Consider the following 26,484-nt stretch of genomic DNA (forward strand, 5'->3'; position numbering starts at 1 on the left):
CAAGGCCCCGGCTTGAGGGAACTCAATCCTGTCCGTCCGACGTCCCGCCCTCATGCTTCAGGTGCCGCTGGCGGATCCGGTGCGTGACGATCCAGATCACGCCGACCGCCACCGGCACGAACAACGCGGTCGCCAGCGACGGCTCGACATGCAGGCCGCCGTCATGCGCGCCCTTGGCAAGATAGCCGAACAGGCTGACGACGTAATAGCCGATCGCCGCCACCGACAGGCCCTCGACGGTGCTTTGCAGGCGCAGTTGCAGCCTGGTGCGCTCGTTCATCGACCGCAGGAGGTCGCGGTTCTGCTCCTCGAGCTCGACGTCGACGCGGGTGCGCAGGAGGTCGGCGGCGCGCGCGAGCTTGATCGACAAATCGGCCTGGCGCTCCCCAAGGGCAACACAGGTCCGCATCGCCGGCGCCATCCGGCGGGCGAGAAACGACGACCAGGTCGGATAGCCCGCGATCTCGCCGCCCTCGATCACCGCAAGGCGCGCCTGCACGATGTCGTAATAGGCCCGGCTGGCCCCGAACCGGAACAGGCTGCCGGCTGCGCCGCGCTCGAGCGTGGCGGCAAGCTCCGTCAGCTCGGTCAAGAGGTGGTTGTTGAGCTTGAGATCCGCCGAGCCCTGCATCTCCTCGAGCACCTCGACCAGCCGGCGCCCGATATGATCGACCGACGGCGCCAGCTCGAGCGCGGCCGGCAGGCCGAGCAGGGCCAGCGTCCGATAGGTCTCGATCTCCAGCACGCGCTGCACCAGCGCGCCCAGACGGCCCGGCGACAGGCCGTCGTTGCAGACCAGGATGCGCACAAAACCCTGCTCGTCAGCGCGGAAGTCGGAGGCGACGACGGCCGGACCGCTGCGCACAGTGGCCATGGCGAGGCTGCCCCTCTCGAACAGCTGCTCGGCGCGCTCGACCGCGGCCGATGTCTGCTCGACCTCCAGCTTGAGTGCGACCAGCAATTGTCCGGCCTGCGGCAGCGCGCGGATCAAGGCGGCAAGCTCCTTGTCCATGGCACCGAACGGCTGCGCGGAGCTCGCGCGGCTCCAGATCCAGGTGAACGTCGTGAATTCGGAATGCTGTTCCCAGCGCAGCATGATTGCGCCGATCGTCACCTGATGGTGTTTGGCCGAGGCGTCCGGCGCGGGAAGTTCGTGCGCTGCGCAAAACGCCGCGAAGCTTTGCCGATCGGCCGCGGCGACATCGCCCTGGCTGAGAAATGCCAACCGCAGCACGCCGAGCGGGGCGGTCAGCCGCGTGAACGGGCGGGCGTGCACCTCGCTCAGCACCGCATCGCGCTGCGGATGCAGCGTAAAGTCGGCGAGATCCGGACCAGGGTTCATCGACAAATCCCTCAGGTAGCGCTGGGGCCGCGACGGCGCCGCGGACCGTCTCGTTCACTACATGGGACACCCACACCTGCGCAATCGCCCGCCCGCCGATTCCCGCCGACCTCGCCCGTCAGGCAGCGACGTTGGCCATGAACCGATCGAGCTCGGCGCGCAGGCGCTGGCTCGCCTCGGTGAGCCCGCGCGCCGATCGCAGTACCGCAGACGCGGCGGAGCCGGTCTCTGTCGCTTCGCGATTGACCTGTTCCAGGTTTGCCGACACCTGTGAGGTACCGGATGCCACCTGCTGCGCGCTCCGCGCGATCTCCTGCGTCGTCGCGGTCTGCTGGTCTACGGCCGAGGCGATCGACCCTGAAATCGCCGATATCTCACCGATGGTGCCGGCAATCGTCTTGATCGCCGCGATCGATTCACCCGTTGCCTGTTGCATGCCCTGGATATGGGAGCCGATCTCCTCCGTCGCGCGTGCCGTCTGGCTTGCGAGCGATTTCACCTCGGAAGCGACCACGGCAAAGCCGCGCCCGGCGTCTCCCGCCCGGGCGGCTTCGATGGTGGCATTGAGCGCAAGCAAGTTGGTCTGCTCGGCGATGGCAGTGATCAGCTTTACGACATCACCGATCCGCTCCGAGGCCGCAGCGAGCGTGGTCATGCGGGTATCCGTGCTCCGGGCCTGTACCACTGCGTTCTCGGAAATGTCGCGCGAGCTCTGCACCTGCGCCCGGATCTCGTTGATCGAGAGCGACAATTCCTCCGACGCTGCCGCGACGGAGCGTATCCCGTCCGAAGACTCCCGTGATGCGCCGACGACGGCGCCGGTCAATTCGCCCGTCGCTCCCGCGTTGCGCGACAAGGTCGAGGCCGCGACTTCGAGCTGCTGGGCCGAGTCCGAGATGCCATTGACGATGTCGCCGACCGCAACCTCGAAACTGCCGGCGAATTTTGCAAGCTCGGCGCGGCGAAGCTCGACCGCGGATCTGTTGCGTTCCTCGATCTCGGCCGCTTCGCGTTCGGCACGCTCGATCGCCTGCCGCTTGAACATCTCGACGGCGCCGGCCATCTTGCCGACCTCGTCGCGCCGGCCAAGACCCGGCAGCACGATTTCATACCGCCCCTTGGCAAGCTCGATCATCGAGCTGCACATCGCGACGACGGGCCCGGCAATGCCGCGCCCGATCGCAAAGGAAAGCACGAGCCCGGCCGCAATCGAGGCAAGCGCGAGCGCGACCACCACCGATTGGCCGCTGGCGATCTGCTCGGCGGTCTTTCTCTCCGCGTCCACTTGCTCGGCGAGCGCCACGCGCTTGAGCGAAGCGGCGGCTCCCGACAGGCTGTGGCGCAGCTTCCACATGCCATCCATCAGGCGATCAATCTCCTGTCCCGCGGCGACCACCGTGGAAAAGCCGTCGCGATACGACGCCATGAGATCGCCCAGCACCTTGTCGCCAATGGCATCCGTCGCTCGCAGCTCGCCACGCTCGACCGCGCGACCCATCGCTTCCAGCCGCCGCGAGGCGTCCTGCGCGAGCGCGGCGTCGTGATGCAGCAGCTCGGCCGCCACGAGCCGATTGATCGTCTCGAACCGCTCCATCGAGGCGGTGGTCATCTTCCCCTCGGCAAGGCGCGGACCGATCGCGCGCCCCTGGTCCGCGAGCTTCACGCCGAGCCGGCCGATTTCCGATCGCAACGCCAACACCTTGTTGAAGGAATCGGTATAGGTGCGGTACGCCTCGAACAGATCCTTGATCGACTGCTGCCAATTCAACGTCGAAGTCTCGGTCTTGGCCGCCGTGATCGTCCGCTCGAGCAGGCGCCGGGCGTCTTCGGCAGCGATTTCCGCTTCCCTGGTGCCGGTCAGGGCGAAATAGCGAGCGTTGCCCTGATAGGCCGACAGAGAGCTCTCGATCTCGCGCGCATAGTCGGACTCCGACATGCTGATCCGGTAGGCGCCGAAGCCGTCGAAAATCCTCTCATAGCCGAGCCAGGCGCCCGCCATGGTGACCGCGGAGAGAAGCAGCACGACGGCAAAGCCCATCATGATCTTCACGCGGATCGAGAAATTGGCGAAGACCGGTTCGCTCTTCGGCAGACTCATTGCGGCGGCATTCATCCGGCCCTGACCGCCGAAGAGGCCGCTCGTCTCTTGCCGGCGCGGCGCGAACGTGCGCGCGATGAAACTGAAATTCATTTCGGTAATGCCCGGTTCGTTGACCCTGGAAATGCGACGACGATGTGCCCTCTCCCCTAATCATCGGTAAACCGAAACTCTTCGCGGCACCGCAAAAGGATGCCCATTACGCAATGAGACGCTGTCTTCCTAGCCGCCATTTCACGGGAATAGATCGCGCGCGCCGCAAAAGACGCAGGAGTTTCAGCGAGGGACTGGAAGAAGAATTTCCGCGCACGGCAACATCGCGTTTCCATATCCGCGTTTCGCGCAGCGTCGACGCATCATGGGAATATTTTCGTGCCGGGGGGATTTTGCGCAGACGTGCAACCGATATTGTCGAGACCAGAGCTGATTCGTTTGTTCGCTGCGTCGGATCGCCTTTGATGCGGGAGCATTCGATGACCGAGATTTCTGAAATTCCCGGTACCCTCGACGCAGTCGGCGCAACAGGCGCCAGCCGTCAGTCGATCTATGTCTACGAGGCACCGGTGCGGATCTGGCACTGGCTCAACGCCGTGGCGATCAGCCTGCTTGTCGTCACCGGCTATCTGATCGCCTCACCGCCTCCGTCCATGCCGGGCGAAGCCAGCAACTGGTACGCGATGGGCTATATCCGCTTCGTCCATTTCGCGTCGGGTCAGGTGCTTGCCGCGGCATTCCTCTACCGCATCTATTGGGCGTTGGTCGGCAACGATCACGCGCGACAGCTCTTCTTCCTGCCCTTCTACAACCGCATCTGGCGCTGGGGCTTCGTATACGAGCTGCGCTGGTATCTGTTCCTGGTGCGTTACCCGAAGAAATATGTCGGACACAATCCGCTGGCCAACACGGTGATGTTCGCTTTCATGATCGCAATGGTCCTGATGATGCTGACGGGCTTTGCGCTGTATGCCGAGGGCGCCGGTGTGGACAGCCTGTGGTACAGGCTGTTCGGCTGGGTGTTCGGGATCTTTCCGAACAGCCAGGACGTCCACACGATCCACCACCTCGGCATGTGGTTCATCGTCGTCTTCATTATCCTGCACGTCTACGCTGCGCTACGCGAGGATATCATGTCGCGCCAGAGCATGCTTTCGGCGATCATCACCGGCGAGCGGACGTTCCGCGACTCGCGGCCGGATTGACTCTAGAACGTTCCGGCCACGGTCAGGCGAAATGTCAGCGGCTCGACTGGATGCAGCACGTAGTTCATCACGCCGTTCCGGCACACGGCCATGGGCGCTACGCCTGACGTACAGAGAGTGTAGAGCGTATCGGTCTTCAGCAGGGAGCCATAGGCGTAAGTGATCTGGTTGGCTCTTGTATTCAACAGATTGAGTACGTCGAGCTGGATGTGCCAGCCGTTGTCGGCGCGGTAGCCGAGGCGTCCGTTGAAGATGCTCGTGGCAGACGAGCGGAAGGCGTTGTCCTCCGTCAGCGGGCTTGAAGCGAGATAGCGCCAGCGCAAGGTTCCGAACCAGCCGGTCTTCTCCCCGAACGTGATACCGGCCGACGCCACCATGGGCGGCGCGTTCGGAATGTAATTGCCGGGCGCATTGCCTGCTTGCGCCTCTGGATAACCGGCGAGCGAGGCATAGACCGCGGCCTGGTCGCCGTCATAGCCGCGGAAGCGCGCATAGGTCATCGCCAGATCGGCGTCGACATCGATCCAGGATCGCGGGCGGTAATGGTTGGTCCACTCGAAACCATAGCGGCGGCTGGCGCGCCTCGCCTCGGTATCACCGGCGTCGCCCAAGAACAGGATCTCGGAATCCTGGTCGAGGATGAAGACGCTGAACGAGCTGTCGAGACCGGGAATGACTCTGCTGCGGACGCCGATCTCGGCGCCCCTTGTGCGCACCAGAAGTGGCGATGGGACGAGTCTTGTCGCGGCATCGCCCGGATCTTCCGTCGTCGTGGCGCCGCGGGCGTCGTTCGAGTGCATGTCGTAGCCGGCGCCGAAGAAGAATTCAGTCCGGTTGAAAGGGCCGAGCGCCATCCTGAATTTTGGGCTGCCGAGCGCGGCATCGGCGCGGCCGGAATTGCTGGCGTTGAACAGGGAGGTGACGTTGGCGGCGTAATAATCGCCGCGCCAGCCGAGCGTGGTCCTGAACCAGTCGGTCCAGCGCACGGTGTTCTCGGCATAGACGCCGACACTGCCCTCGCCGACCCTGTCGCTGCGGACATTGGCGAGAAAGCTGCGCTGGAAGGTGCCGGTGAGCGCCAGATCGATCGCGTCGTAACGCGATTGCAGGCCGAAGGTGGTCTGCATCGGGAGCCCTGCGAACGAACCGCTCAGCGTGCGCGCCATGCTGGCGCCGGTCATCAGGCGGTCGTCGTGCTGGTGAAACTGGTCGCCGAGCACGGGATCGCCGAGGAAGTAGGTGAAGTTGTTGTAGAGATCGAGCTGGCTCTTCACGACATAGGCATTGGCCTTCCACGACCCCACCTCGTCGCTCTGCGCAAGACGCACCGACAGCGCAAAGCGGTTGGTGTTGCCGCCGTCGGTGGGATCCTCCGAGCCGAACCGGCCGAGCAAGCCGGCCGCAAGCGCGCGCTGCGGCACCTGGTCGGTGGAATTCCACCTGTTGACATAGGCCATGCCGGTGACGGACACGCCGTCGGTCGCGGTACCCTGGCTGTAGCGCATGAGCCCGTTGAGCTTCCTCACATGGTCCGGATTGTCCCAGGGACCGTTGTAGGTGCCGAGCTCGCCGGCGACGAGCAGCGAACCGGCGCCGGCCCTGGCGGAGTCCATGCCGAGCAGCCGGCGATAGCCGAAGCCACCGGCGGTCACCTGTGCAAGGCCCTTTTCGGTGCGATCGATCAGGCCGATATGGACGCTGCCGACCGATGCGAAATCGCCCTCGTCGGCGAAATATGGCCCCTTGCGAACGTCCATCGCGCCGATGGTTTCCGGGATCAGCCAGTTGAGATCGGCATAGCCCTGGCCGTGAGCGTGAGTGCGCATGTTGACCGGGACGTCGTCGACATAGATGGCGAGATCGGTGCCGTGGTCGAGATTGTAGCCGCGCAGAAAATACTGGTTCGCTTTGCCCTCGCCGGAGTGCTGGGTCACGATCAGCCCCGGCACGGCTTCGAGCACCTCGCCCGGCCGCGCGACGGGACGCGCATTGAGCTCTTCGCCCGAGACGGTGAGCTCGCTCGCCATGGCAGGCAGGCCTTTTGCGCCGGAGGCGACGCCGCGGACATCCGGCGCCGGGGCTGCTGCCGGATACACGAAGATGCGACGACCGGCCGGAACTGGCGTGCCCGCGCGTCGCGATGCCGGCAGCTTCCTGCGAGGCGGCGCCCGGCCGCCGGAGACCTCGACCTGCGGCAGCTCGCGCAGCGCCGGATCACTCTGCGCGAAGGCACTGCCGTCACCCGCGAGAAGCAGGACAGCGGAGAGCACCTTCACTGGTCCGAGGCGCCGACCCGTCTCAGGCGGCCTCGGTCGCATCGACGCAGTCCAGAACTTTTGCCGCGACGCGGCGCCGGCCATCCGCAAACATGCGGCGATAGAGCACGACCGAGACGAGCCAGGCGAGCGCGAACAGCGCGATCACGGCAAAGCCGACATTGGCGAGCGAATCGTTGAGGGCCTCGACCAGCGACCACGGCCCACCCGACAGGCCAAGCCGGTCACTGACGAGCCGCAGCGCCTCGATGCCGCCGATGACCAGCGCGACCGCGATGGAGGCGCCGGTGATGCTGAGGTTGTACCAGAGCTTGCGACAGGGATCGACGAAGGCCCAGCGATAGGCGCTGGCCATCAGCGCGGAATCGGCGGTGTCGACCAGCGCCATGCCTGATGCGAACAGCGCGGGAAAGACCAGGACATCGACGAGCGAGGCGCCGTGCGTGGCTTCGCCGGCGGAGATGCCGAGCAATCCGATCTCGGTTGCGGTGTCGAAGCCGAGCCCGAACAGGACTCCGAGCGGATACATGTGCCAGGACTTTGTCACCAGACGAAACATGGGGCCGAGCAGCCGCGCGAGGACTCCGCGGCTCGCAAGCAGCGCTTCGAGGCCCTCCGCATCGTGAACGCCGTGCGCGCGCGCCATGTGAAAAGTCCGCCACAGGCCGGCGAAGATGGCGACATTGATGGCGGCGATCACGAGCAGGAACAGCGCAGACACCGAAGTGCCGATCAGGCCGCCGATCTCCTTGAGCAGGCTGTCGCCGCCGAAGCTCACCACGCCCAGCGCAAGCAGCGTGGTCGCGATCACAACGACGCTGGAATGGCCGAGCGCGAAGTAAAGGCCGACAGGTCGCGGCGCAACATTCGCATGCATCAGCTTGCGCACCACATTGTCGATGGCGGCAATGTGGTCGGCATCGACGGCATGGCGCAGGCCAAACACCCAGGCCAGCAGCGCGGTCGCCATCACCGTCGGCCGGTCGCCGAACAGCGCGAAGGCAAAGGCCCATGCAACGACGTTGGCGGCGATCAGCCCGCCGAACAGCAGCAGGGTGGCGGGCTCGATCGCTCGCGCAGACAACTTCGTCACTTGCTCCATCGGCCGAGCCTCGCGGTATGATCATTATCCGGAACTGTCATACCGAGGAGAGCAAGGGCCAGGCCACTTTCGGCGCGCGCTCGAGGACACCGGCGTCGATGGCTGCCAACGTGCCGTCATTGCGAGGGAATTTGCCCCTGGCGCATCAAAGCGCCGAAGCGCAGCGCGACGCTCCTGCTGGCAAGATGCTATCCATCTGGGTGGCTAGTTGACCGCTTGCCGCCCGAAAGGGGCGACGGGGACATCGGTGAAACGGCCGATCGATGCGGGCCGACAACGATACGGCGAAAGAGCCACAGGACGATGGGACAAGCCAGGAGCGCTGCGGCGCCGAAGTCGAGCCCGGCACTCGCAGAGCCGAACGAGGTGGAGAGCTTGCCGCCGATCGCCGGTCCGGCCAGCATGCCGGCGTAGAAGACCGTGTAAAACAGTCCCATTCCGATCGGCCGCATCTTCTGGTCGAGCACCCGCGCCGGCAGGCTCATGATCGCACCGGCAGGCAGGCCGCAAAGGATTCCAAGAGCAACGACGATGGGAAGCACCATGCCGCTGCGCGACAGCAGAAGCGTCAGGAGCGCGAAGGCGATGCAGCCTGTCACTAGGATCGCCTCGCCGCGCCCGGTCCGATCGGCGAGGAAGCCGCCCATCGGAACCGAAAGGGCGGCGAGCCAGAGCACGATACTGATGGTCGATCCGGCTGCGGCAATGGACCAGCCTCGCTCGACAAGCATCGACGGGCCGAAACTGAAGATCATCGCAAAGCCGATATTGTAGAGGCACCAGATCAAGCCGGCGGCAATCACGGCGCAGATCGTCGCGGGCGTCAGGCTGCCGGCCTCGCCTTCTGCCGCGACGACCGCATCAGGCGCGCGATAAACCAGGGCGATGAGGCCAAGCCCGATCAGGATCAGTCCTGCGACGGCAAGATTGACGGCATGGAGCCCGAGCGCGGCTCCGATTGCCGGCAAGAGCATGAGAGAGAGCGCGATGCCGGCCGGCCAGGAGTTGATGAAAATGGCCATCGCGGTGGCGATTTCCCGGCCGGCGAACCAGTCCGCAGCCATCTTGGTCATCAAAACGTTCAGGAGAACACCGCCGATGCCGGCAATCACTCGGCCCGCGATCTGCACGCTCCATGATGTCGATGTGGTCATCAGCAGTTCACCGGCCAGCATCATCAGGAGGCCAGCGAGCACCGTCACCTTGTCGCCATAGCGGCGGCCGATCGCGCCGCCAGGAAGGGCAAGCGCAGTTCCCGGCGCAAAATAGAGCCCGATCAGAACGCCAATATCGGCCAGGCTCGCGCTCAGGCTCTGGCTGAGCTGTGGCGCAACAGCGGCGACGCTCTGGAACTGAAAGGCGATGGCGGCACGGGCGACGAACAGAACAGCAAGAATGGTCCAGCGGCTTCGCATTTCGGATCGCTCCGATACCATCAATTATGTCGTCGGCTTGATATTCTGGTTCAAGCGGAAGAAATTGGTCGGATCGTATTTGGTCTTGAGCGCGGCCAAACGCGAATAGTTCTCGCCATAGGCGTCGCGAATTCGATCCTCGCCCTCATCGCCGAGATTGTTGGCGTAGACGCCGCCGGTCGAATAGGGCCTGACGGCGCTCCACAGTTCGCGCGCCCAACGCATGTTCGCGACGTCGTCGGCCGGATCGTCCCAGATCGCGACCGGAAAGCAGTCGAACGCTGCATCGCGGTTCGCATAAGGCGAGTCGGATGCCGGAACCCGCGCGATTGCGCCGCCGACGTGCTGGAAGACCAATAGCGAGGAGGTGTTGGGCGCTCTCGCATAGGCATCGAGCAGCGCGTCGATTGCACCCGTACTGATCTCGCGCAGGAATTGCGCCTTCCAATAATAGCGGCGCCCCCGCGGAAACAGCGCATCGCCGCCCGACTGAATCTCGAGATAGGGCACGGTTGCGAGGCGCGTCTCGACGGGGGAGCCGAACTCGACGATCGGTGAAAGGGCGCGTTCACCGTCTTGATGCAAGCCGACATAGCAGCCGGAGATGCTGAAGTATCGATCCCCCGACGGCAGCGTGATGAGGGCAGCATCGACGTTGACCTCGTCGGCGGCGTTGCGAGCGAATTCATCGTAGAACCGCATGGCCTCGCGCGCCTGCCCATAGGGATGAAGCGCAGTCGCGACGAGCAATGACGTACCGATGGAATGGAGCCGGTATTCGAACGCAGTCACGATGCCAAAGTTGCCGCCGCCGCCTCGGAGGCCCCAGAACAGGTCGGGGTGTTCGGTCGCACTCGCCCTCAAGATCTTTCCCTCAGCCGTCACCACTTCGGCGGCAATCAGATTGTCGCAGGTCAGCCCGTATTTGCGCCCGAGCTTGCCGAAGCCGCCGCCGAGCGTGAGCCCGGCGATACCGGTGTCGCTGTTGACCCCCATGGTGGTCGCCAGACCGTGCGCCTGCGTGGCACGATCGAACTCGCCGAGATCGAGGCCCGCCTCTGCGCGCGCGGTGCGACGGACCGAATCGACGTCGATGCGTTTCATCCGCGACAGGTCGATGACCATGCCCCCGTCGCAGACCGACAGGCCCGCAACATTGTGGCCTCCGCTGCGAACGGCCACCGGGAACGCACGGGATCTCGCGAACGTCACGGCCTCGACCACATCCTGCGCATCCGTGCAGTAGGCGATCACGGCCGGCTTCTTGTCGATCGCGCCATTCCAGACCTTGCGCGCTTCGTCGTAGCCGGCGTCTCCCTCGAGGACCACCTTGCCCTTGAGCCGCAGCTGTGGGGCGGACCAGGGTTCGGCGTGCGATTTGCCGATCAATTTGTCGTCCAGCTCTCGCTGCTCCATGGATTTGCTCCTCGTTGACAATGCCCATGCCATCGTCTCACGGAGCGCCGGATCGTTTCCTGAATCCGATCGGAAAAAGTTGCAAATTTCGCCAAAATTGGTGTCACTAGGCCATGGCGACGATCTACGAGTTCGGTCCATTTCGTCTCGAGACAGATGCCGGCACGCTGTTTCGCGAAGCCGAGCCGGTTGCGCTCGGCGGGCGAGCGATCGCGCTGCTTCGGCTGCTGCTGGAGCAGGCGGGAAGACCGGTCGCCAAGGACGCGCTGATGGAGGCGGCCTGGCCGGGGCTCGCCGTCGAGGAAAGCAATCTGACCGTACAGATCGCGGCGCTACGCCGGACGTTTGCAGACGCCGAAGGCGGCAGCAGCTGGATCGAGACCCTGCCGCGCCGCGGTTACCGCTACGTCGGCCCGCCAGCCGCAGCCCTGTTCGATAGCAGCCGGCAAGCGTTGCTCCCGTCTGCTCGCTCCGACAAGCCATCGATCGCCGTGCTGCCGTTTTCGAACTTGAGCGGCGATCCGGCCCAGGACTACTTTTCCGACGGAGTCACGGAAGACGTCATTACGGAACTATCGCGGTTCCGGTCGCTCTTCGTCGTGGCCCGCCATTCCAGCTTCGTCTACCGCGCCAGGACGTCCGACATCAGAGAGGTCGGCCGCCAACTCGGCGTACGATATGTGGTGGAAGGGAGCGCACGCCGGATCGGGAAACGGGTGCGGGTCACGGTCCAGCTTCTGGATGCCGTGAGCGGCTTCACCCTTTGGACGGAGCGCTACGACCGCGAGATCGAAGACATATTCGCGATCCAGGACGAAATCGTCGGCAGGATCGTCTCAGCGCTGCCCGGCCGGGTTGAGGACGCGGGCCGCGAGATCGCAAGAGGCAAACAGACCTCGAATATCACGGCCTACGACCTCGTCCTGTTGGGGAACGAGCGATGGCGTCAGTTGACCGTGGCAAGCATGGATGAGGCGGGAGGTTGCTTCAAGAAGGCCGTGGAGCTCGATCCAGCCTATGCCCGCGCTCACGCCAATATCGCCTGGACGATCGTCTGCGCCGCGTTTCTGGAATCACCCGCCGCGCCTTCGCTGGATGATGCGCGGCGCGAGATCGAGATCGCGCTCGATCTTGATGAAAACGATGCCTGGTCGCACGGCGTCTTCGCCCAGCTTCTCTTCCTGCAGAACCGTGACCAGGAGGCCGAAACTCACTTCAAGCGGGCTCTGGCCCTCAACCCGAACGATGCAGACGTCGCCGCCGCGTTTGCCAACATCCTGGTCTATTGGGGACATTGGCGGGAAGCGCTCACATGGATCAAGTCGGCCAAACAGCTCAACCCGTTTCCACCCAACATCTACCACTGGTACCACGCGCTGGCGCTCTATTCGGCGCGCGACTACGAACAGGCGATCAAGGTTCTCAGGGAGGCGCGATCGAGTGATCGCTGGTCCCACGCGCTCCTTGCGGCGTGCTACGCGCAAATCGATCGACCGAGTGAGGCGGACATCGAGGTGCGTGCATTCATTCGAGAGCGAGGTCTGGAATTGAGTGAGCGCGGTGAAGCGCTGCCGGTCAATACGCTCGAACTCGCCCGGATGCGCGCCGCCAGATATAGAGATCCCATCGACCGCGACCATTTCCTCGACGGGTTGCGCAAGGCCGGCCTGAATGGCGGGCTCGCCGATTTCGCATAGCGGCCCGCGAAGGTACGAAGTGCCGACGCCGCTCAGGCCTTGGCGGGTTGACGAGCGTCGGCGATAGTTTCGGACTTAAGACACGGGTGGTCTCCACCGACGGCACTCAGCCCGTCGGCCGCGGCATGGACCCGGCTCTCGAGGCGCGCGACGTGCTCGCCGTGTTGAAGTGCGATCCGGAGGCTCCGGCGGACTTGCGCCAGAAAGCAATTGCGCTCGCAGGCGCGCTGCTCGAACTCGCGAATGCTGCGCCGCAGGAACAAGGCGAGGCAGTCGCGGCAGGAGCGCTTGACAGCGGCCGCGCTTGGGTGAAATTCCAACTTGGCGGAAAGATCGGGACGGGTTGTTTCGATCGACAACCGGCGGATCGCCCGCCTTGCCAAGCTGGCGGGAGCGCCGGATGACAAGGCCGCCGGCGCGGAACTGCACGTGAGAACGGGCGATCTCGTCGAGCGAGGCCAACAACTCTGCACGGTACATGCAGACGCTCCTGGAGAATTGGCCTACGCGTTCGATTACACCGATGCAAATCGCGACATCTTCGTGTTGGCGGATTCCTGATGAGGTCCGCTGTGGCCTCGGCAAAAAAGGACCCAACTCGCGTCCCCTTCCCGCCTGAATTGGTTCAGCTCTCATTCAAGTGATATGCCTATTCTTCCCGGTGCAGGCTCCGCTGGTCGAAAGCGTCAGCCTCTCAGGATCGGGAGACATGTCATGAAGTTGAAGAGTGCAATTTTGGCCGCCGCATTCGCCTTTACCGCACTGCCCGCCCTCCCGGCACTTGCCCATGACGACTGGGACAATGAGCATGGCGAAGTTCATGACCGGCTCGGCGAAGCTCATGAACGTGCCCATGAGTACGGGTTTGAAAGCCGCGGCGAGCATCGCGCCTACCACCGTGCTCTCAGAGACCTGCACCGGGGCTATCATGAGGATCGCGGAGACTACAGCTACTCCAGGCCGCGCTATTACTATTCCTACCCGAGCTATCGGGGCTATGGATGGTAAGCAGACGAACAGCAGCTTCGATCGCGAGGAGAGCAAGTCATGCGTGCTAAACTGCTGACCATCGGCGCAAGCCTCGGGCTTGTCCTTGCTGCCACTGCAGCGATGGCCCACCCTAAACTCACGTCCTCCGTGCCGGCGGCTGATGGCTTGGAGCGCGCTGCGACCGCAGCCAAGGAGATTCGCCTGAATTTCTCGGAAGGCGTCATTGCCAAATTTTCCGGCCTGGAGTTGCAGGATGAAAGCGGCAAGCCGATCGCAACGGGGACCGCGACCGTCGACGCGAAAGACAAGAAGCAGTTAGTGGTGCCCCTTGATGCGCCGCTGACTACGGGCAAATACCGCGTGATATGGCACGCAGTGTCCGAGGACACCCATCGCGTTAAGGGCGAATACACCTTCACCATCGGCAACTAGCGGTGGATACAGGTCTCGTCCTCGTCCGCTTCGTGCACTACGGGGCATCTCTTGTCCTGTTCGGCCTGGTGCTGTTTCCTCTCTACGCTTATCCGTCAGTCGCCGGTGGCGCAGGCAGCAGCGCGCCGGCCATCTCGCGCTCGGTCTCACTCCTCGTCCTCATCACCGGCATTGCGTGGTTCATCGGCGTCGCGGCCAGCATGAGCGACGCCGGGTTGAGCTGGGAAGCAGCTCGATTCATCGTGACGGAAACCTCCTTTGGCACCGTCTCTCTGCTGCGGCTCGGAGCGGGTCTGGCGGCTCTGTCGATCCTGACGTTGCGCTTTGGGCTCTCTATAAAGAAGCTCGATCTTGTTCTCGTCGCTGTGTGCGCAATTCTGTTGGGCAGTCTGGCAGCCGTCGGCCATACGCAAGTGGAGGACGGCCCCGCCCGCGCGGCACACAGCTTCTCGGATGCTCTTCACCTTCTCGCCGCAGGTGCCTGGCTTGGCGGCCTCGTCGGCTTGATGCGCCTGACCTTCGCATCTTTCTACGGGAATGAGCCGATCGGCCAAGCGTGCGAAGCGGCATATCGCTTTTCGAAGATGGGCTATATGGCCGTCGCGATCTTGGTCGCGTCGGGTCTGTTCAATTCCTGGTTCCTTGTAGGCTCGCTTACCAATCTGGTCGCGACAGCGTACGGCCGGCTGCTCCTGCTAAAGCTTGTTCTCTTTGCGGCCATGGTCGGCTTTGCCGGGCTCAATCGCTTCCTCGTGGTCCCCACGCTGCTGCGCTCCGCAGCAGGCGCCTCGAAACACGGCCTGCGCCGGCTCCTCATCAACATGGTCGCAGAGCTGAGCCTTGGTAGCGCGATCGTCCTGATCGTCAGCGTGCTGGGCACGACCGAACCCGCGGGCGCATCGTAGCCGAGGCGCGTCTACCTTGCGGCTCATGTCGAGGGCGCCGCACTGCCGAAGTGATCTTCACCCAAACTCGCGACCTTACTTTGCGATCAGAGGCCGCCAGAGCCCTTCTAATGCCGTTCGACTTCGGATTCTTGCTCCATCTGCAAGATGCGCGCCCGTAGCGCGTCGAAGGTTTCTTCGGCAGCTTCGCTAAACAGCGGATCCTCATGATTCGTCGAGGCCGAAGCGATCTCAGTCCAATCTGAAGGCTCTAGAGCCTTGAGGGCGGCGGGGAAGAAATCGCGATCTTCGATCATGATGTGATGCCGCTCGCTCTCTATGAAATCGCGAACGATGTTGTCCACATTTTGCCGAAGAACCTCCCGATCCGCCAGAACACTGTCGATCGCCTGAGCGACGCGGCGCAAACGCTGGGTCCCTTTTTGGTGCTCAAGAGTTAGATCGCCGACCCTTGCCGCCGCCGCTGGATCTCGAAGCTTTAGCTTGGCAAAAACCAGTTCTTCCTGGGGATGATGATACAGCTCCGGATAGAGCTCGAAGTAGCTGATAATCGCGCGAATGACCTCATAGTCGGCGTGGCCCCCGCGATCGAAAATCTCAAGCTCGCGCTCGAGCACGGCCAGCAGCGTCTCAATGTTGCGGTGTTCCTGGGATAGATGCTCAATGATCATTGCGACCTCCAATGAGCCATTGCAAACTATCTTGAAAGCGATCCCCATTGCTTGCGCTAGATCAAGGGAGTCACCGCAATACCTGGCTGAATGGCGCGAGTCGCCCACAGTTCGGGTGCCCCCCGCGGCGCGGGATCGTTATAGGAAAGATAGCTCGTGGCGGCCTCATCCTGCCAGACGAGCGCCACAGATCGATGCCGATTGTCGGCGATGATTGCATCAGCGGCGTATCGGCTTTGGCCGCACCGAAACCAGCAGATCAGTCCGCCGCAGCGGCAAGCCGGCAGCGATGCTCTTAGCCGTACAGGGGGTATCGCTCCTCGACATCTCGGCTCCTCGACGTCTTCGCCGAGGCGCAGGGCTGGTCGTTCGGAGGCTCAGAAAAAGATGCGGGCGATCCGGAACATTGGCAGCAGTTCGACCTGTCCCCATACGTCCACCAGCGCTTGCGCGAGTGAGTCAATCATTGTGTCCATTGTCCGTCAGCTGAGCCTGCGGGCCGTCCTGTGCAGCAAACTCAAAACGCTCTTCCAGAAAGGAGACCTGCCGCGCCACGGCCGCCTTGCTGAACGTCGCGCTCGCGCGCCGCGGCCGAGAACGAGCCGGTCTTCGTGACCCGCACCAGCACCTTCAACGCACTTACGATGTCGATCGACGCGCTCGCGGTAATAGTCAGCTATCCGCCGGTTCGAGGACCGCCGCCGCCGCTTGCTGTCCAGCAACCTGCTCGAGGGAACCTGCGCTACAGCCCGCCTCGATCTCCACCGTCACGGCTTGCTGGTCGCGACCAGGATGGATCCGAAACCATGCCACGTAGAGCGCCGGCAGGAACAGGAGCGTCAGCAGCGTGCCGACGATGATGCCGCCCATCATGGCATAGGCCATCGGGCCCCAGAAAATCTCGCGCGCGATTGGAATGAGCGCGAGACTTGCCGCTGCGGCCGTGAGCAGGATCGGTCGCATGCGGTGCTCGGTTGCTTCCACCACGGCATCCCAAGCCGGCCTGCCCTCCTTCTTGAGATCCTCGATCTGCACGATCAGGATCACGGAGTTTCGGACCAGGATGCCGATGAGGGCCAGCACGCCGAGGATGGCCACAAAGCCCAGCGGCGCACCGCTCGGCAGCATGGCCATGACGACGCCGATCAGCGCGAGCGGCGCAACCGCGAACACCAGGAACAGCCGCGAAAAGCTCTGCAGCTGCACCATCAGCACGGTGGCCATGACGAACAGCATCAGCGGCACGACCGCGATGATCGGCCCCTGGCTCTTGGCACTCTCCTCCACTGAGCCCCCGATTTTGATCGAGTAGCCCGCGGGCAGCTGCTTGGTAAATTCCGCCACCTTGGGCGCGAGCTGGTCGACGACCGTCTTCGGCTGTGCGTTGCTGACGACAGCGGCTTTCAGCGTGATCGTCGGAATCCGCGCGCGCCGCCAGATCGTGGGCTGCTCCAGCTCGTAGCGCAGATTGGCGACGGCCCCGAGCGGCACCGATTGGCCGCCGAGCCCGGTCATCTGCAGGTCGCGCAGCGTGTCGATCGAGGCGCGCTCCGGCGCCGTCGCACGTCCCGTGACATTGACGAGATAGATGCTGTCACGCACCTGCGTGATCGGCGAGCCCTGGAGCACCGAGTTCAGGGTGGTGGCGATGTCTTCCGAGGTCACGCCGAGCTGGCGAGCCTTGTCCTGGAGCACATCGACCTTGACGACGCGCGCGGGCTCCATCCAGTCGAACACCACGTTGCCGAGGTCAGGACTGCTGCGAATGACGCCTGCAAGCTTCTGTGAGAGGTCGCGGACCTCGGCGATGTCAGGGCCGCTCATGCGGTATTGCACCGGACGGCCGACGGGAGGGCCGACCTCGAGCAGCTTGACGTAGGTGTCGGTGCCCGGGATGGTCTTCCTCAAATAGTCCTCGAACTGCGACTTGAGCTTGTCGCGCGCGACGATGCCGCCTTTGGTCACGATCACCTGCTGGCCGAACCAGGTGTTGGCGGTCTGCAGGTCGAACGACAGCACGAAGCGCGGCGCGCCGGTGCCGACATAGGTGGACCAGTGCTCGACCGAATTATTGCCCTGCAACTGGTCGCGCTCGAAGCGAGCCATCTGCGTGTTGGTTTCGGTGATCGAAGCGTTCTGCGGCAGGTTCCAGTCGATCACGAGCTCGGCACGGTCGGACGAGGGGAAGAACTGCTGTTGCACGAACTGCAAGCCGAACAGGGCGAGCAGGAAGGCGCCGGCCGTCACGGCGACGGTGCTCCAGCGGTGATGCATGCAGAACAGCAGCAGGCGCGCGAACATCTGCGCCAGGCGCCCCTTCTGCTCGTGATGCCCCTTCATCTTGGCCGGCAGGATGGTGACACCGAGAAGCGGCGTGAACAATACGGCCACGATCCATGAGACGATCAGAGATACCGCGATCACCACGAACAAGGTGAAGGTGAACTCGCCGGCGTTGCTGCTGTTGAGCCCGATCGGGATGAAGCCGGCCACGGTGACCAGCGTTCCCGTCAGCATCGGAAAAGCGGTCGACGTATAGACGTGGGTTGCCGCCTTTTCGAGGGGATCGCCGATCTCAAGCCGCGCCACCATCATCTCGACCGCGATCATGGCATCGTCGACCAGCAGGCCAAGCGCGATGATCAGGGCCCCCAGCGAAATGCGTTGCAGCGAGATGCCGCAATAGGCCATCACGACGAAGGTGATCGCGAGCACGAGCGGAATGGCGATCGCCACCACGAGCCCCGCCCGCAAGCCCAGGCTCAGGAAGCTGATGCCGAGCACGATGATCACGGCCTCGAACAGCGCTTCGGTAAAGCCCGAAACGGCATGTTCGACCACGACGGGCTGGTCGGCAACGAGGTGCACGCCGACGCCGATCGGCAGGTCGGCGATGATCCCAGTCATCTCCTCCTTCAGCGCCTCGCCGAACTGGAGCAGGTTGGCACCGGACTTCATGCCGATCGCGAGCGCAATGGCGGGCTGACCGTTGTATCTGAACAGCGTCGACGGCGGATCGGCGTAGCCGCGCGTGATGCTCGCAACATCGGTCAGCGGGAAGAAGCGATCGTTGATGCGGAGATTGACCGCCTTGAGGCTCGCCTCGGAGGCGAACTGGCCATTCACGCGGACGCTGATCCGCTCCGGCCCCTCCTGGAACACGCCGGAGGGCGCAACCGCGTTCTGGCCCTGCAGCGAATTCATGATGGCGTGGATATCGAGGCCAAGGGCTGCGATCTTGCGGGTAGAAAATTCGAGATAAATCACCTCATCCTGCGCGCCGAGAATGTCGACCTTGCCGACATCGGGCACCGTCAGCACCTTGGCCCGGATGTCCTCGACCTGGTCGCGGAGCTGTCGCTGGCTCAAGCCGTCGCTGGTGAAGGCATAGACGTTGCCGAAGACGTCACCGAAGCGGTCGTTGAAACCGGGTCCGATCACGCCTTGAGGAAAATCGCCCCTGATGTCTGCGATCATGTTGCGGACGCGCACCCAGGTCGGCTTGACGTCGACCGCCCTGGTCGAGTCGCGCAAGTAGACGAAGACGGTGGTCTGACCCGCGACCGTTACGCTCTTGGTGTAGTCGAGCGATTCCAGCTCCTCCAGCTTCTTCTCGATCCGGTCGGTGACCTGCCGCGTCATCTCCTCGGGCGAGGCGCCTGGCCACTGCGCCTGGATCACCATGGTCTTGATGGTGAAGTCAGGATCCTCCTGTCGTCCCAGCTGGAGATAGGCAAACAGGCCGGCCGCCATGAAGGCGATCATGAAATACCAGACGAGCGAACGATGGCCGAGCGCCCAGTCGGAGAGGTTGAACGACTTCATGGCTCTTGATCCTGTTCGAAGCGGACGTGCTGTCCCGGCTTGAGGCTGTGAATTCCGGCGGTGACGACGCGGGTGCCTGCGGCAAGCCCGCCGGTGACGCGGATGCCCGCCTGTTCGGCGACACCATCGATCTTCTGCAGCGAGACGGTGCCGGCGGACTGATCGACCACCCAGACGAAATCGGCGCCGTCCCTGGCGAGCACCGCTGATGCGGGCAGGCGCAAGACCTTGCTCCGATCCTTGGCGAGCTTTGCCGTGACCGTCGCGCCAAGACGGAAGCTTTCGGGCGGGTTGTCGAGCGCGATCCGGACACGTCGCAGCCGCGTCACCGCATCGGCTTGCGGCGCGATTTCGCGAATCCTGCCCTCGACCTGGACGGTGGGGAGGAGTTGCAGGCTGACGGTGAACGGGAGACCGACTTCGAGCGGCACAGGCAGGTCTTCCCCGATATCGACGACCGCCTCGCGAATGTCCGGGCGCGCGACCGTCACTACGGTTTGACCCGGCGAGACCACCTGGCCGACTTCCGCGCCGACGGCGGTGACGACGCCGCCGAAGTCGGCCTTGATCTGGGCATAGCCGAGTTGCTCGATCGCTTTGGTCAAGTTCGCCTGCTCCTGCGCAACGCTTGCTTCGGCGCCGGCCCGGGCCTGTTCGGCATTGTCCAGCGTCTGTCTGGTGGTCGCATCGCTGGTGATGAGCGTGCGTTGCCGCTCCTCCGTGGCCTTGGCCGTCGCAAGCTGCGCCTCGGCCTTCGCAAGCTGAGCTTTGGCCGCGCGAACGGCGAGATCGAGTGCGGTGGGATCAATCGTCCCGATGATTTGTCCTTCGCTGACGATGTCGCCAACGTAGACTGGGCGCGACGTCAGCCGTCCGAGTACGCGAAAACCAAGGTTGGTCTTGTAGCGCGGCTCGACGACGCCCACGGCAATCGTGCTGTCACCGCTATTCGGCTTGGTCACCATTGAGAGCACGGGGCGCACGGGCTCCGGCGCGTTCGTCTCCTGCTGACAGCCGGTCAGTAACGAGGCCGCCGCGAGCGTGCCAGCGATCATCATGACCTCTCGCTTCATGACTGACCTCCCTCCTCAGTGACCGACTGGCCAACGCTCAAAAGCTTGCCGCCGTCGACGACGACGCGCTCGCCGGGCTCGAGGCCCCCCTTGATCAGCACCTGACCGGCTTCATAAGCGCCGACCGTGACGGGCTTCAGCGACGCTGTCTGCGTTTTCGGGTCGACGATCCAGACGGCAGGCTTGCTGCCCGCGGCCATCAGCGCGCTCCAGGGCAAGGTGATCTCCTTCTGAGCTTTCGCCTTGACCGTTCCCGAGACGGCGCTGCCCAGCGTCAACGCAGCCGGCGGGTTCTCGATGGACACCTTGACGCGGATCGTGGAGTTCTTCGCGTCGATCGCCGGTGAAATCTCTCTCACCTCTCCCGTCGCTGTCACGCCGGGATCGGAAACCAGCGCCAACGTTACGCGGCGGCTGTCGGTCTGGCCAAGGAAGACGGATTCGTAGACCTCGAAGACGGCATCCCGCTCCCCGTCCTGAGCAAGCGAGAACACGGGTTGGGCAGCCGGAACGACCTGGCCGACCTCGAGATTTCGTGCGGTAATGACGCCGTCCGCTTCGGCACGCAGCACGGTATAGCCAAGCGCATCCGCTGAAGTGCCCAATTGGGCCTTGGCCGCTTCCAGCACGCCCTCCGCGGTCCGCAAGCCTTCCTGGGCCTGGTCGTAAACGGTCCGGGTGGTGAAGCCGCTTGCGATCAGCGCTTTCTGCCGCTCGAACGTAGCCTTCGCCACGCGCAGCTGGGCTTCGGCGGAGGCCACTGCCGCGGTCGCAGCATCGACATCAGCCTGTTGCTCGGCCGGATCGAGCCGGGCGAGGACGTCGCCCTTGTTGACGTGAGCACCAACATCCACGGTGCGAGCGATCACACGTCCGCTGACGCGGAACGAAAGATCGGCACGGAAGCGCGCCTGGACCTCTCCGGTCAATGTGATGGCGGCTTGCCGGTCGCGCGGCTGCACGATCGTGGTCCGGACCAGCGTTGCCCGTGTGGCCGTCTGCGCCGCGTGATCATTGCAACCGGTCAGCGCAATGCTGACAAGCACGGTCGCTGCGGCGAGGGCCTTCCCCACATGTGGCGTTCGAACGGGCTTGGAGAATTGGTTTGTCATGGCGCGTCCATATGTTGGGAAGGCGACAACAGCCCGCCAAGCACATCGGCGGATTGGCGGCGGACGACCAATTCGCGTTCTTGCTGGCGCAGTAGTCCCGCAAAGGGATTGGTCTCATCGGTGGGCCCGCGTTGATCGGCCGCTGCGCTTGCCGTGAGCACCGCTTCGTTCGAAGCGGTGGCTCTCGTGCGGCGCGGAGCCCTCATCTGGCGCGTTGCGATTGACCAGTTTGCGCCCCGTTCGCGCTCGGTCAGCGGGAACGAGAGGACAATCGAGGTGAACTCCGCGCCGAAACCCTGCTCGATCCGACCGCCGAGCGCCCGCGCGATATCCCTGGCAATTCGCAGTTCGCGGTCGGAAGTCTCCCGCGCGGGACGCGAGCCGTTGTCCAGGATCACGCAGTTCACCAGCGCACCGGTACGCGTCAGCTTGATCCTGATCTGCCCGGCCCGTGCGTCGAAACAAGCGTGTCTTGCGGCGTGCATCACGAGCTCATGGACGATCAGCCCCAGATGCCAGCAGCGCTCCGGCTGAAGCGCGAGCGACCGGGTCGCGAATGCCAGCTGAATGTTCATCCGGTCCAGGACTGCCCGGCGCATGCCACAGCCCAGTTTGCGAATGTAGGTCGCGGCATGGATCAGCGTTTCACCCGGGGGCATGGCCAACGTACGATGTAGATCGGCGTAGCCATGCAGCAGCTCGACGACATCGCTGAGCGCGCACTTGGCTTCCGTCCCCTCGACCCGGATGGCGGCGGCGGAGACCAGGTCGATGGCGAAGGCAACACCGTTGGTGACCCTGTGATGCAGCTCGCGCAGCAGCACGCCTTCCTGCAAGCCGGGCCGGTCCGGGTTCAAAACAGTCACGACATTCTCCTATTCGACGCGAGCGATCGGGGTCGAACGCTTCACCTTTGCGACCCCGATCGTTCGGGAGCACTCGCCAAGCCTGCAAAGAGCTGCGACCTGACGCTTAATAAACTATACCGTATATTTTCTTTTTCTTGCCTTTCTTCACCCGTCGTGTCAAGTCGGAAAGCGACACGCACAGACTCGTGATTTCGGAGGTCCCAAATGAAGAAGACGAAGCGTGGCAGACCGCCCAAGGATCTTGCCGGCGACGCGCAGGCGCGAATCCTCGACGCCGCCCAGCAGCTGTTTCTGGAGAAGGGCTATCGCAGCGCCAGCATCGACGACATTTCCGAGCTCGCTCCTGCGAGCAAGCCGACGATCTACGCTCATTTCCCCGGCAAGGAAGCGCTGTTCGCGGCGGTGGTGGCCCGCACCATCGACGGCTTGACGGACTTCGAGGGCTTCTCTCCCGAGGGCCGCACCATCGAGGACAAGTTGATGAGCCTCGGGACAGCCATCGTCGAAAGAGTGGTCGAGGAATCGCTCGGCATGGTGCGCGCGACGATCGCGGAATCGCAGCGGTTCCCCGAACTGAGCCGCAATGTTCACGACGCTGCGCGCGATCGCTCCCTGGCCGCAGTGTCCCAGTTGCTGGACGACGCCACGCAGAAGCTCTCTCGCACCCCGAGGGGCCCTTTCAGCGCCAAGCGAAGCCGTGCTACCGCGCAGATCTTTCTCGACCTGATCCTCCTACCGATGCTGTTTCGGTCGCTCGTCGGTGAAACTCCGAAGGACCTGAAGAAGGAACTTCCGGGATTCGTGCGCGAGCGCGTCGGCTTTTTCCTGGCTGCCTGCGAGACGGACTGGTCGTACTAGTTGTCTTCCTTAGACGGTTGGTTTGGAAGCATCCGCATTAGCCGGCGGCCTTGAGCTGCACGTGAGCTGTCATCTCGGCCGGCTGCAGGAATGGCGTGCGACACAAAGCGCCCGTACAAAATCTCAACATCTCGTCGAAGCTTGGCCGCAGCGTCGCAGCGCCGACCCGCGATGGGTTGAGATGGACATCCATGGCTTCCAGCAGGCAGCAGGTCAGCGCCATCGGACTGCCGCCCCGCAGCTCTCCGCGTGCCTGCCCGATGCCGATGATCGGTCGCACCAGCCCTCGGATCCTGTCGTGGTAGGTGAGGACGACCGTCCAGTTCTGACGGACGGCCAGAGTTATCAGGTCTTGCAGTCGTCGATGCTTCGCCGGTCGAGCTTCATTGCAGTCGGCAATGGCCTTCAGGATTGCGGCCAGGCGCCGTAGCGCTGGTCCAGTGCCGCCAGCCGCCTCAGCCGCCGCACTGGCCGCCTCCTCGAGCACCTCCTCCACCACAGCCTCCTCGATCGCCCGCCTTGAGGGAAAGAATCGATAGACGCTTGCCGAAGACATCGACAGATTCTGCGCGATGTCCGCAACGGTGGTCTTTTTGTGTCCCATCTCGCCGTAGAGATGGATGGCGGCCTGCACGATCCTGCGGCGGGCGCTGCTCGTTCGATCTTCAATCTGCCTGCGCATAACGTCTCTCACTGCGCCGGTATGTTCATCAGCTCGCGGCGGCAGGCCTCTCCGAAATCGCGCAAGGGATCCATCTCCTCGATGAATTTGGGGAGATCGACGAATGTGCGATTTGGCGAGAGATACGTCTCGATGATCAAGTGCCCGGCTCTCTCGGCGGCCTGAACGACCTCGCTGCTCGACAAGATCCGCATGCGTCCGACCAGCGTATAGAGGCTGACCAGTTGCGGGATTTCGGCCTGATCATTGACCAGGGCCTCGGCATAGAGCCGTGAGGCCTCCTCGATGAAGCTATGGTACAATTGTTCGCGCTTCGAGAATGAGCGGGCATGATGAAGCTCGCGACGCCTTCGGCGTCCGCTAAACCATCCGCTGACGATGGTCGAGAGCGCGCCGAACGCAGAGCCGCCGAAGGCAGCCAAGGCCGGTATATACACCGTGCTCATAAGATCGCTCCTGTCTCCTGTCGCAGTGCGAATGCGGCTCAAGGCAGCGCCTCGTCACATCACGCCGCAACGTCGCTCGTTATCTGCCCCTGACTGATCCGGTGGATGCCTGCTCGAACACCGCCTTACAGCCTTCGCTCAGATCCGATTTCCTGAGCCGCAGACAGGCTTCGACTCCCGATGGATCGGGAATGTAAGCACTGCACAGGCGAAAGGCATCGGAGGTGCAAGCCGCTCGCTGCTCGGGTGTACCCCGGTTCTCCTGGGCCAAACCCGCTGCGCTGCCAAGCGCGACTACGGCCGCTGCGAACAACGCCGGCATCAATCTCGTCATGTCAGATCCCTTCTCTGCTCGAGGCTTCTGGTTGAACCTGGCGGAGCCTCGCCGCCTTGATCCCGCACACGCGCTTGTGACGCACTCGTCTTGACTCCGGCCGTGGCGCATGATTTATATGAACTATACGGTGTATTTTATTAAGGAGACGCGGAATGTCAACACTGCTGTTCGCGTTGATGCGCGAAAATCCGTTGCCCGGCCTCGCCGCCGCTTCGCTGAACGTCTTTGTCGCGTTGTGCCTCGTGGCCCTCAGCCTGCTGCTTGGCATCACGATCGCGATGATCGCGTGGGCCCATACGCTTGCCGCACGCCAGCCCAGCGCCGTTCGGCTGGAGCGGAGGACGGTCGCATGACACCGGCCCTGCTGATCGCCCGCAACTGCATCATCTACTGGGTCAACGTCTGGATCGCGCCGGTCGAATGCGTGTTCGACGTGATCGAGTCCGAGCTCGCGCGCAGAGGCGTTGCGGCAGACGAAGTCGACCGTCTCGCGCACACGGCGTGAGCGAGCACCGGTGTCTGAGATGCTGAACTTCATCGAAGTCTTTGACGGGATGGAAGTGGACCCGACCAGCGGCGAGGTCGTGTGGAATGGTGTGACCGGAACACGGACAGCGCTCCAGCGTGACGGACTCATGATCGATCCGAAGGCCGCAGCCTATTGTCCAACCGAATGGCTCGATGAGCGCGGTTATCTCGACGCCGAACGTGCGCGCCGGCATCCGCGCCCGTGGAGTATCTGACGATGCGACAGAGTGATGCCGTTGTCGGGAGCAGCGTGCCGTGAGCCGACGATCCGTCATGTCAATGCACGTGAGCCGATCGACCGACACCGCCCTTCCCTTGCGCGGCTATTTTCTGTCGGTCGGCGGCGCCCTGCTCTGCTTGCTTTGGGCGATCGGTTGGGTCCTCCCAGCCCAACTGCCAAGCCGCTTCGCGGAGCCGGATCCTGCGCGGCCTCCGATCCGCATCCACTCCGACGTGAAGGGGCCGGAGCGCGTCGTGATCGATACCAATCAGTCGCTGCCCACGCTCTCCGACAAGGAGATCGTCGTCGCTCACACGCCCGTCGCAGGCGATTGACCAACCAGACCGAGATTGATCCGATGTCGAAGCAGCATTTGTTTGCCCTGATCATGTGGTCCGCCACGCTCGCCGCGACAGCCGCCGTCGCTGACGTACAAAAATCTGCAGATGCGGACAGCCGAAGCGCGAGCGCGCAAAGCCAGGCCGAAGAGGCCGCTATCCAACGCGTGCTCTCGGAATTCCGCACCATACGCGTCCCGCTCAGCCGCGCCATGGCGATCGCGGAGCACCTGCATGACGGTTCGAAGGCCGCCGACATCAGCTTCGAGATCGACAACTCACCCGTCTACCGCGTCCGCACGATCCGAAACGAACACGTGTGGGAGAACGCCATTGACGCAAATACCGGAAGCATCACGGGCAGAGAGGTGACGTCCTCGCTGAAGGAACTCGATCGGGAAGACCTCGCCAAGATCCTTGCCATGAGATGGATCAAGCAGGAATTGTCGGATGCCGTGCAGGTCGCCGAGAAAGCGGCGGCCGGCAGCGCGCTGGCCGGTGGACTGATCCGACAGGACGGCAAACTCAACTTCGTGATCGTCGTTGCCTCCGGGGACCATTTGAAGGAGGTGCTGCTCGAGCCTCCGAAGGTCGGAAAGCAAGACACCAGTCGCCATTAACACGAGCATCCAATCAGCAATTCAAGAGCACAC

The 26,484-nt window shown here is 63.6% G+C and carries 25 protein-coding genes; 12 read left to right on the top strand and 13 right to left on the bottom strand.

All coding sequences use genetic code 11. The features are described from left to right. Positions 1-22 precede the first annotated feature (22 nt). A complete protein-coding gene (locus tag GGD63_RS22150; RefSeq protein WP_183245273.1) occupies positions 23-1,342 on the bottom strand; it encodes a DUF3422 family protein in 1,320 nt (439 codons plus the stop codon). 118 nt (positions 1,343-1,460) lie between these two features. Continuing rightward, the gene (locus GGD63_RS22155; protein ID WP_183245274.1) at positions 1,461-3,533 is read right to left on the bottom strand and encodes a methyl-accepting chemotaxis protein; all 2,073 of its coding nucleotides are present in this window, start codon (positions 3,531-3,533) and stop codon (positions 1,461-1,463) included. Positions 3,534-3,913: 380 nt separating this feature from the next. On the opposite strand from GGD63_RS22155, the gene cybH reads away from it, so the two are divergent. Beyond that, complete coding sequence (gene cybH, locus GGD63_RS22160) at positions 3,914-4,639, top strand: Ni/Fe-hydrogenase, b-type cytochrome subunit (protein ID WP_183245275.1); 726 nt, start codon at positions 3,914-3,916, stop codon at positions 4,637-4,639. A gap of 2 nt (positions 4,640-4,641) precedes the next feature. Here the strand turns inward: cybH and GGD63_RS22165 are convergent, their stop codons facing one another. The 4 genes from GGD63_RS22165 to GGD63_RS22180 form a co-directional block, all read right to left on the bottom strand. Continuing rightward, positions 4,642-6,957, bottom strand: a complete 2,316-nt coding sequence (locus GGD63_RS22165) for a TonB-dependent receptor (protein ID WP_183245276.1) — start codon at positions 6,955-6,957, stop codon at positions 4,642-4,644. Continuing rightward, complete coding sequence (locus GGD63_RS22170) at positions 6,938-8,008, bottom strand: HoxN/HupN/NixA family nickel/cobalt transporter (protein ID WP_409334086.1); 1,071 nt, start codon at positions 8,006-8,008, stop codon at positions 6,938-6,940. The genes GGD63_RS22165 and GGD63_RS22170 overlap by 20 nt, the downstream gene beginning before the upstream one ends. A 197-nt stretch (positions 8,009-8,205) precedes the next feature. Then, positions 8,206-9,432: a CynX/NimT family MFS transporter gene (locus tag GGD63_RS22175; RefSeq protein WP_183245278.1), complete on the bottom strand. Its 1,227-nt coding sequence runs from the start codon at positions 9,430-9,432 to the stop codon at positions 8,206-8,208. Between the two features lie 24 nt (positions 9,433-9,456). Next, complete coding sequence (locus GGD63_RS22180) at positions 9,457-10,848, bottom strand: FAD-binding oxidoreductase (RefSeq protein ID WP_183245279.1); 1,392 nt, start codon at positions 10,846-10,848, stop codon at positions 9,457-9,459. Between the two features lie 113 nt (positions 10,849-10,961). Between GGD63_RS22180 and GGD63_RS22185 the strand changes: the two genes are divergently transcribed. From GGD63_RS22185 to copD, 5 genes are all read left to right on the top strand, one after another. Next, positions 10,962-12,545: a winged helix-turn-helix domain-containing tetratricopeptide repeat protein gene (locus GGD63_RS22185; RefSeq protein WP_183245280.1), complete on the top strand. Its 1,584-nt coding sequence runs from the start codon at positions 10,962-10,964 to the stop codon at positions 12,543-12,545. Positions 12,546-12,866: 321 nt separating this feature from the next. Beyond that, positions 12,867-13,106, top strand: a complete 240-nt coding sequence (locus GGD63_RS39985; protein ID WP_210315921.1) for a hypothetical protein — start codon at positions 12,867-12,869, stop codon at positions 13,104-13,106. Between the two features lie 153 nt (positions 13,107-13,259). Beyond that, the gene (locus GGD63_RS22195; RefSeq protein ID WP_183245281.1) at positions 13,260-13,553 is read left to right on the top strand and encodes a hypothetical protein; all 294 of its coding nucleotides are present in this window, start codon (positions 13,260-13,262) and stop codon (positions 13,551-13,553) included. Positions 13,554-13,592: 39 nt separating this feature from the next. Beyond that, on the top strand, positions 13,593-13,967 hold the full coding sequence (copC, locus tag GGD63_RS22200) for a copper homeostasis periplasmic binding protein CopC (protein ID WP_183245282.1): 375 nt from the start codon (positions 13,593-13,595) through the stop codon (positions 13,965-13,967). A 2-nt stretch (positions 13,968-13,969) separates the two neighbouring features. After that, complete coding sequence (gene copD, locus GGD63_RS22205; RefSeq protein ID WP_183245283.1) at positions 13,970-14,872, top strand: copper homeostasis membrane protein CopD; 903 nt, start codon at positions 13,970-13,972, stop codon at positions 14,870-14,872. A gap of 107 nt (positions 14,873-14,979) precedes the next feature. Here the strand turns inward: copD and GGD63_RS22210 are convergent, their stop codons facing one another. The 5 genes from GGD63_RS22210 to GGD63_RS22230 form a co-directional block, all read right to left on the bottom strand. Further along, positions 14,980-15,543, bottom strand: coding sequence for a hemerythrin domain-containing protein (locus GGD63_RS22210; RefSeq protein ID WP_183245284.1), 564 nt, complete (start codon positions 15,541-15,543; stop codon positions 14,980-14,982). A 672-nt stretch (positions 15,544-16,215) separates the two neighbouring features. After that, positions 16,216-19,368: an efflux RND transporter permease subunit gene (locus tag GGD63_RS22215; RefSeq protein ID WP_246785592.1), complete on the bottom strand. Its 3,153-nt coding sequence runs from the start codon at positions 19,366-19,368 to the stop codon at positions 16,216-16,218. Continuing rightward, positions 19,365-20,441, bottom strand: a complete 1,077-nt coding sequence (locus tag GGD63_RS22220) for an efflux RND transporter periplasmic adaptor subunit (protein ID WP_183245285.1) — start codon at positions 20,439-20,441, stop codon at positions 19,365-19,367. Before GGD63_RS22220 ends, GGD63_RS22215 begins: the two co-directional genes overlap by 4 nt. Then, positions 20,438-21,553 carry an efflux RND transporter periplasmic adaptor subunit gene (locus GGD63_RS22225; protein WP_183245286.1) on the bottom strand — a complete coding sequence of 372 codons (1,116 nt, stop codon included), beginning with the start codon at positions 21,551-21,553 and terminating at the stop codon, positions 20,438-20,440. The genes GGD63_RS22220 and GGD63_RS22225 overlap by 4 nt, the downstream gene beginning before the upstream one ends. Then, positions 21,550-22,419, bottom strand: a complete 870-nt coding sequence (locus GGD63_RS22230) for a sensor histidine kinase (protein ID WP_312013370.1) — start codon at positions 22,417-22,419, stop codon at positions 21,550-21,552. The genes GGD63_RS22225 and GGD63_RS22230 overlap by 4 nt, the downstream gene beginning before the upstream one ends. A 207-nt stretch (positions 22,420-22,626) precedes the next feature. Between GGD63_RS22230 and GGD63_RS22235 the strand changes: the two genes are divergently transcribed. Further along, complete coding sequence (locus tag GGD63_RS22235; RefSeq protein ID WP_183245287.1) at positions 22,627-23,280, top strand: TetR/AcrR family transcriptional regulator; 654 nt, start codon at positions 22,627-22,629, stop codon at positions 23,278-23,280. A 37-nt stretch (positions 23,281-23,317) separates the two neighbouring features. On the opposite strand, the gene GGD63_RS22240 is transcribed toward GGD63_RS22235, so the two are convergent. Then, a complete protein-coding gene (locus tag GGD63_RS22240; RefSeq protein ID WP_183245288.1) occupies positions 23,318-23,962 on the bottom strand; it encodes a TetR/AcrR family transcriptional regulator in 645 nt (214 codons plus the stop codon). Between the two features lie 8 nt (positions 23,963-23,970). Then, positions 23,971-24,408 carry a hypothetical protein gene (locus GGD63_RS22245; RefSeq protein ID WP_246785594.1) on the bottom strand — a complete coding sequence of 146 codons (438 nt, stop codon included), beginning with the start codon at positions 24,406-24,408 and terminating at the stop codon, positions 23,971-23,973. A gap of 489 nt (positions 24,409-24,897) precedes the next feature. On the opposite strand from GGD63_RS22245, the gene GGD63_RS22250 reads away from it, so the two are divergent. From GGD63_RS22250 to GGD63_RS22270, 5 genes are read left to right on the top strand one after another with little or no spacing between them, the layout of a single operon-like run. Further along, positions 24,898-25,098, top strand: coding sequence for a hypothetical protein (locus GGD63_RS22250; RefSeq protein WP_183245290.1), 201 nt, complete (start codon positions 24,898-24,900; stop codon positions 25,096-25,098). Further along, a complete protein-coding gene (locus GGD63_RS22255; RefSeq protein ID WP_183245291.1) occupies positions 25,095-25,250 on the top strand; it encodes a hypothetical protein in 156 nt (51 codons plus the stop codon). The genes GGD63_RS22250 and GGD63_RS22255 overlap by 4 nt, the downstream gene beginning before the upstream one ends. Before the next feature lie 19 nt (positions 25,251-25,269). Further along, on the top strand, positions 25,270-25,488 hold the full coding sequence (locus GGD63_RS22260; RefSeq protein WP_246785596.1) for a hypothetical protein: 219 nt from the start codon (positions 25,270-25,272) through the stop codon (positions 25,486-25,488). 40 nt (positions 25,489-25,528) lie between these two features. Further along, positions 25,529-25,828, top strand: coding sequence for a hypothetical protein (locus GGD63_RS22265; RefSeq protein WP_183245292.1), 300 nt, complete (start codon positions 25,529-25,531; stop codon positions 25,826-25,828). Further along, positions 25,825-26,451 (top strand): PepSY domain-containing protein, encoded by a 627-nt coding sequence (locus tag GGD63_RS22270; protein WP_246785597.1) that lies wholly within the window; start codon positions 25,825-25,827, stop codon positions 26,449-26,451. The genes GGD63_RS22265 and GGD63_RS22270 overlap by 4 nt, the downstream gene beginning before the upstream one ends. Positions 26,452-26,484: the final 33 nt, after the last annotated feature.

Origin of the sequence: Bradyrhizobium sp. cir1, from assembly GCF_014198245.1 — a bacterium.
GTDB lineage: Bacteria > Pseudomonadota > Alphaproteobacteria > Rhizobiales > Xanthobacteraceae > Bradyrhizobium.

Coding starts and splice junctions, on each gene's coding strand:
- GGD63_RS22165 (WP_183245276.1), bottom strand. CDS start 6,957: ATGCGACCGAGGCCGCCTGAGACGGGTCGGCGCCTCGGACCAGTGAAG.
- GGD63_RS22235 (WP_183245287.1), top strand. CDS start 22,627: ATGAAGAAGACGAAGCGTGGCAGACCGCCCAAGGATCTTGCCGGCGAC.
- GGD63_RS22175 (WP_183245278.1), bottom strand. CDS start 9,432: ATGCGAAGCCGCTGGACCATTCTTGCTGTTCTGTTCGTCGCCCGTGCC.
- GGD63_RS22180 (WP_183245279.1), bottom strand. CDS start 10,848: ATGGAGCAGCGAGAGCTGGACGACAAATTGATCGGCAAATCGCACGCC.
- GGD63_RS22225 (WP_183245286.1), bottom strand. CDS start 21,553: ATGACAAACCAATTCTCCAAGCCCGTTCGAACGCCACATGTGGGGAAG.
- GGD63_RS22210 (WP_183245284.1), bottom strand. CDS start 15,543: ATGATCATTGAGCATCTATCCCAGGAACACCGCAACATTGAGACGCTG.
- GGD63_RS22220 (WP_183245285.1), bottom strand. CDS start 20,441: ATGAAGCGAGAGGTCATGATGATCGCTGGCACGCTCGCGGCGGCCTCG.
- GGD63_RS22260 (WP_246785596.1), top strand. CDS start 25,270: ATGCTGAACTTCATCGAAGTCTTTGACGGGATGGAAGTGGACCCGACC.
- GGD63_RS22150 (WP_183245273.1), bottom strand. CDS start 1,342: ATGAACCCTGGTCCGGATCTCGCCGACTTTACGCTGCATCCGCAGCGC.
- copC (WP_183245282.1), top strand. CDS start 13,593: ATGCGTGCTAAACTGCTGACCATCGGCGCAAGCCTCGGGCTTGTCCTT.
- GGD63_RS22195 (WP_183245281.1), top strand. CDS start 13,260: ATGAAGTTGAAGAGTGCAATTTTGGCCGCCGCATTCGCCTTTACCGCA.
- GGD63_RS22185 (WP_183245280.1), top strand. CDS start 10,962: ATGGCGACGATCTACGAGTTCGGTCCATTTCGTCTCGAGACAGATGCC.
- cybH (WP_183245275.1), top strand. CDS start 3,914: ATGACCGAGATTTCTGAAATTCCCGGTACCCTCGACGCAGTCGGCGCA.
- GGD63_RS22240 (WP_183245288.1), bottom strand. CDS start 23,962: ATGCGCAGGCAGATTGAAGATCGAACGAGCAGCGCCCGCCGCAGGATC.
- GGD63_RS22215 (WP_246785592.1), bottom strand. CDS start 19,368: ATGAAGTCGTTCAACCTCTCCGACTGGGCGCTCGGCCATCGTTCGCTC.
- GGD63_RS22255 (WP_183245291.1), top strand. CDS start 25,095: ATGACACCGGCCCTGCTGATCGCCCGCAACTGCATCATCTACTGGGTC.
- GGD63_RS22155 (WP_183245274.1), bottom strand. CDS start 3,533: ATGAATTTCAGTTTCATCGCGCGCACGTTCGCGCCGCGCCGGCAAGAG.
- GGD63_RS22250 (WP_183245290.1), top strand. CDS start 24,898: ATGTCAACACTGCTGTTCGCGTTGATGCGCGAAAATCCGTTGCCCGGC.
- GGD63_RS22245 (WP_246785594.1), bottom strand. CDS start 24,408: ATGAGCACGGTGTATATACCGGCCTTGGCTGCCTTCGGCGGCTCTGCG.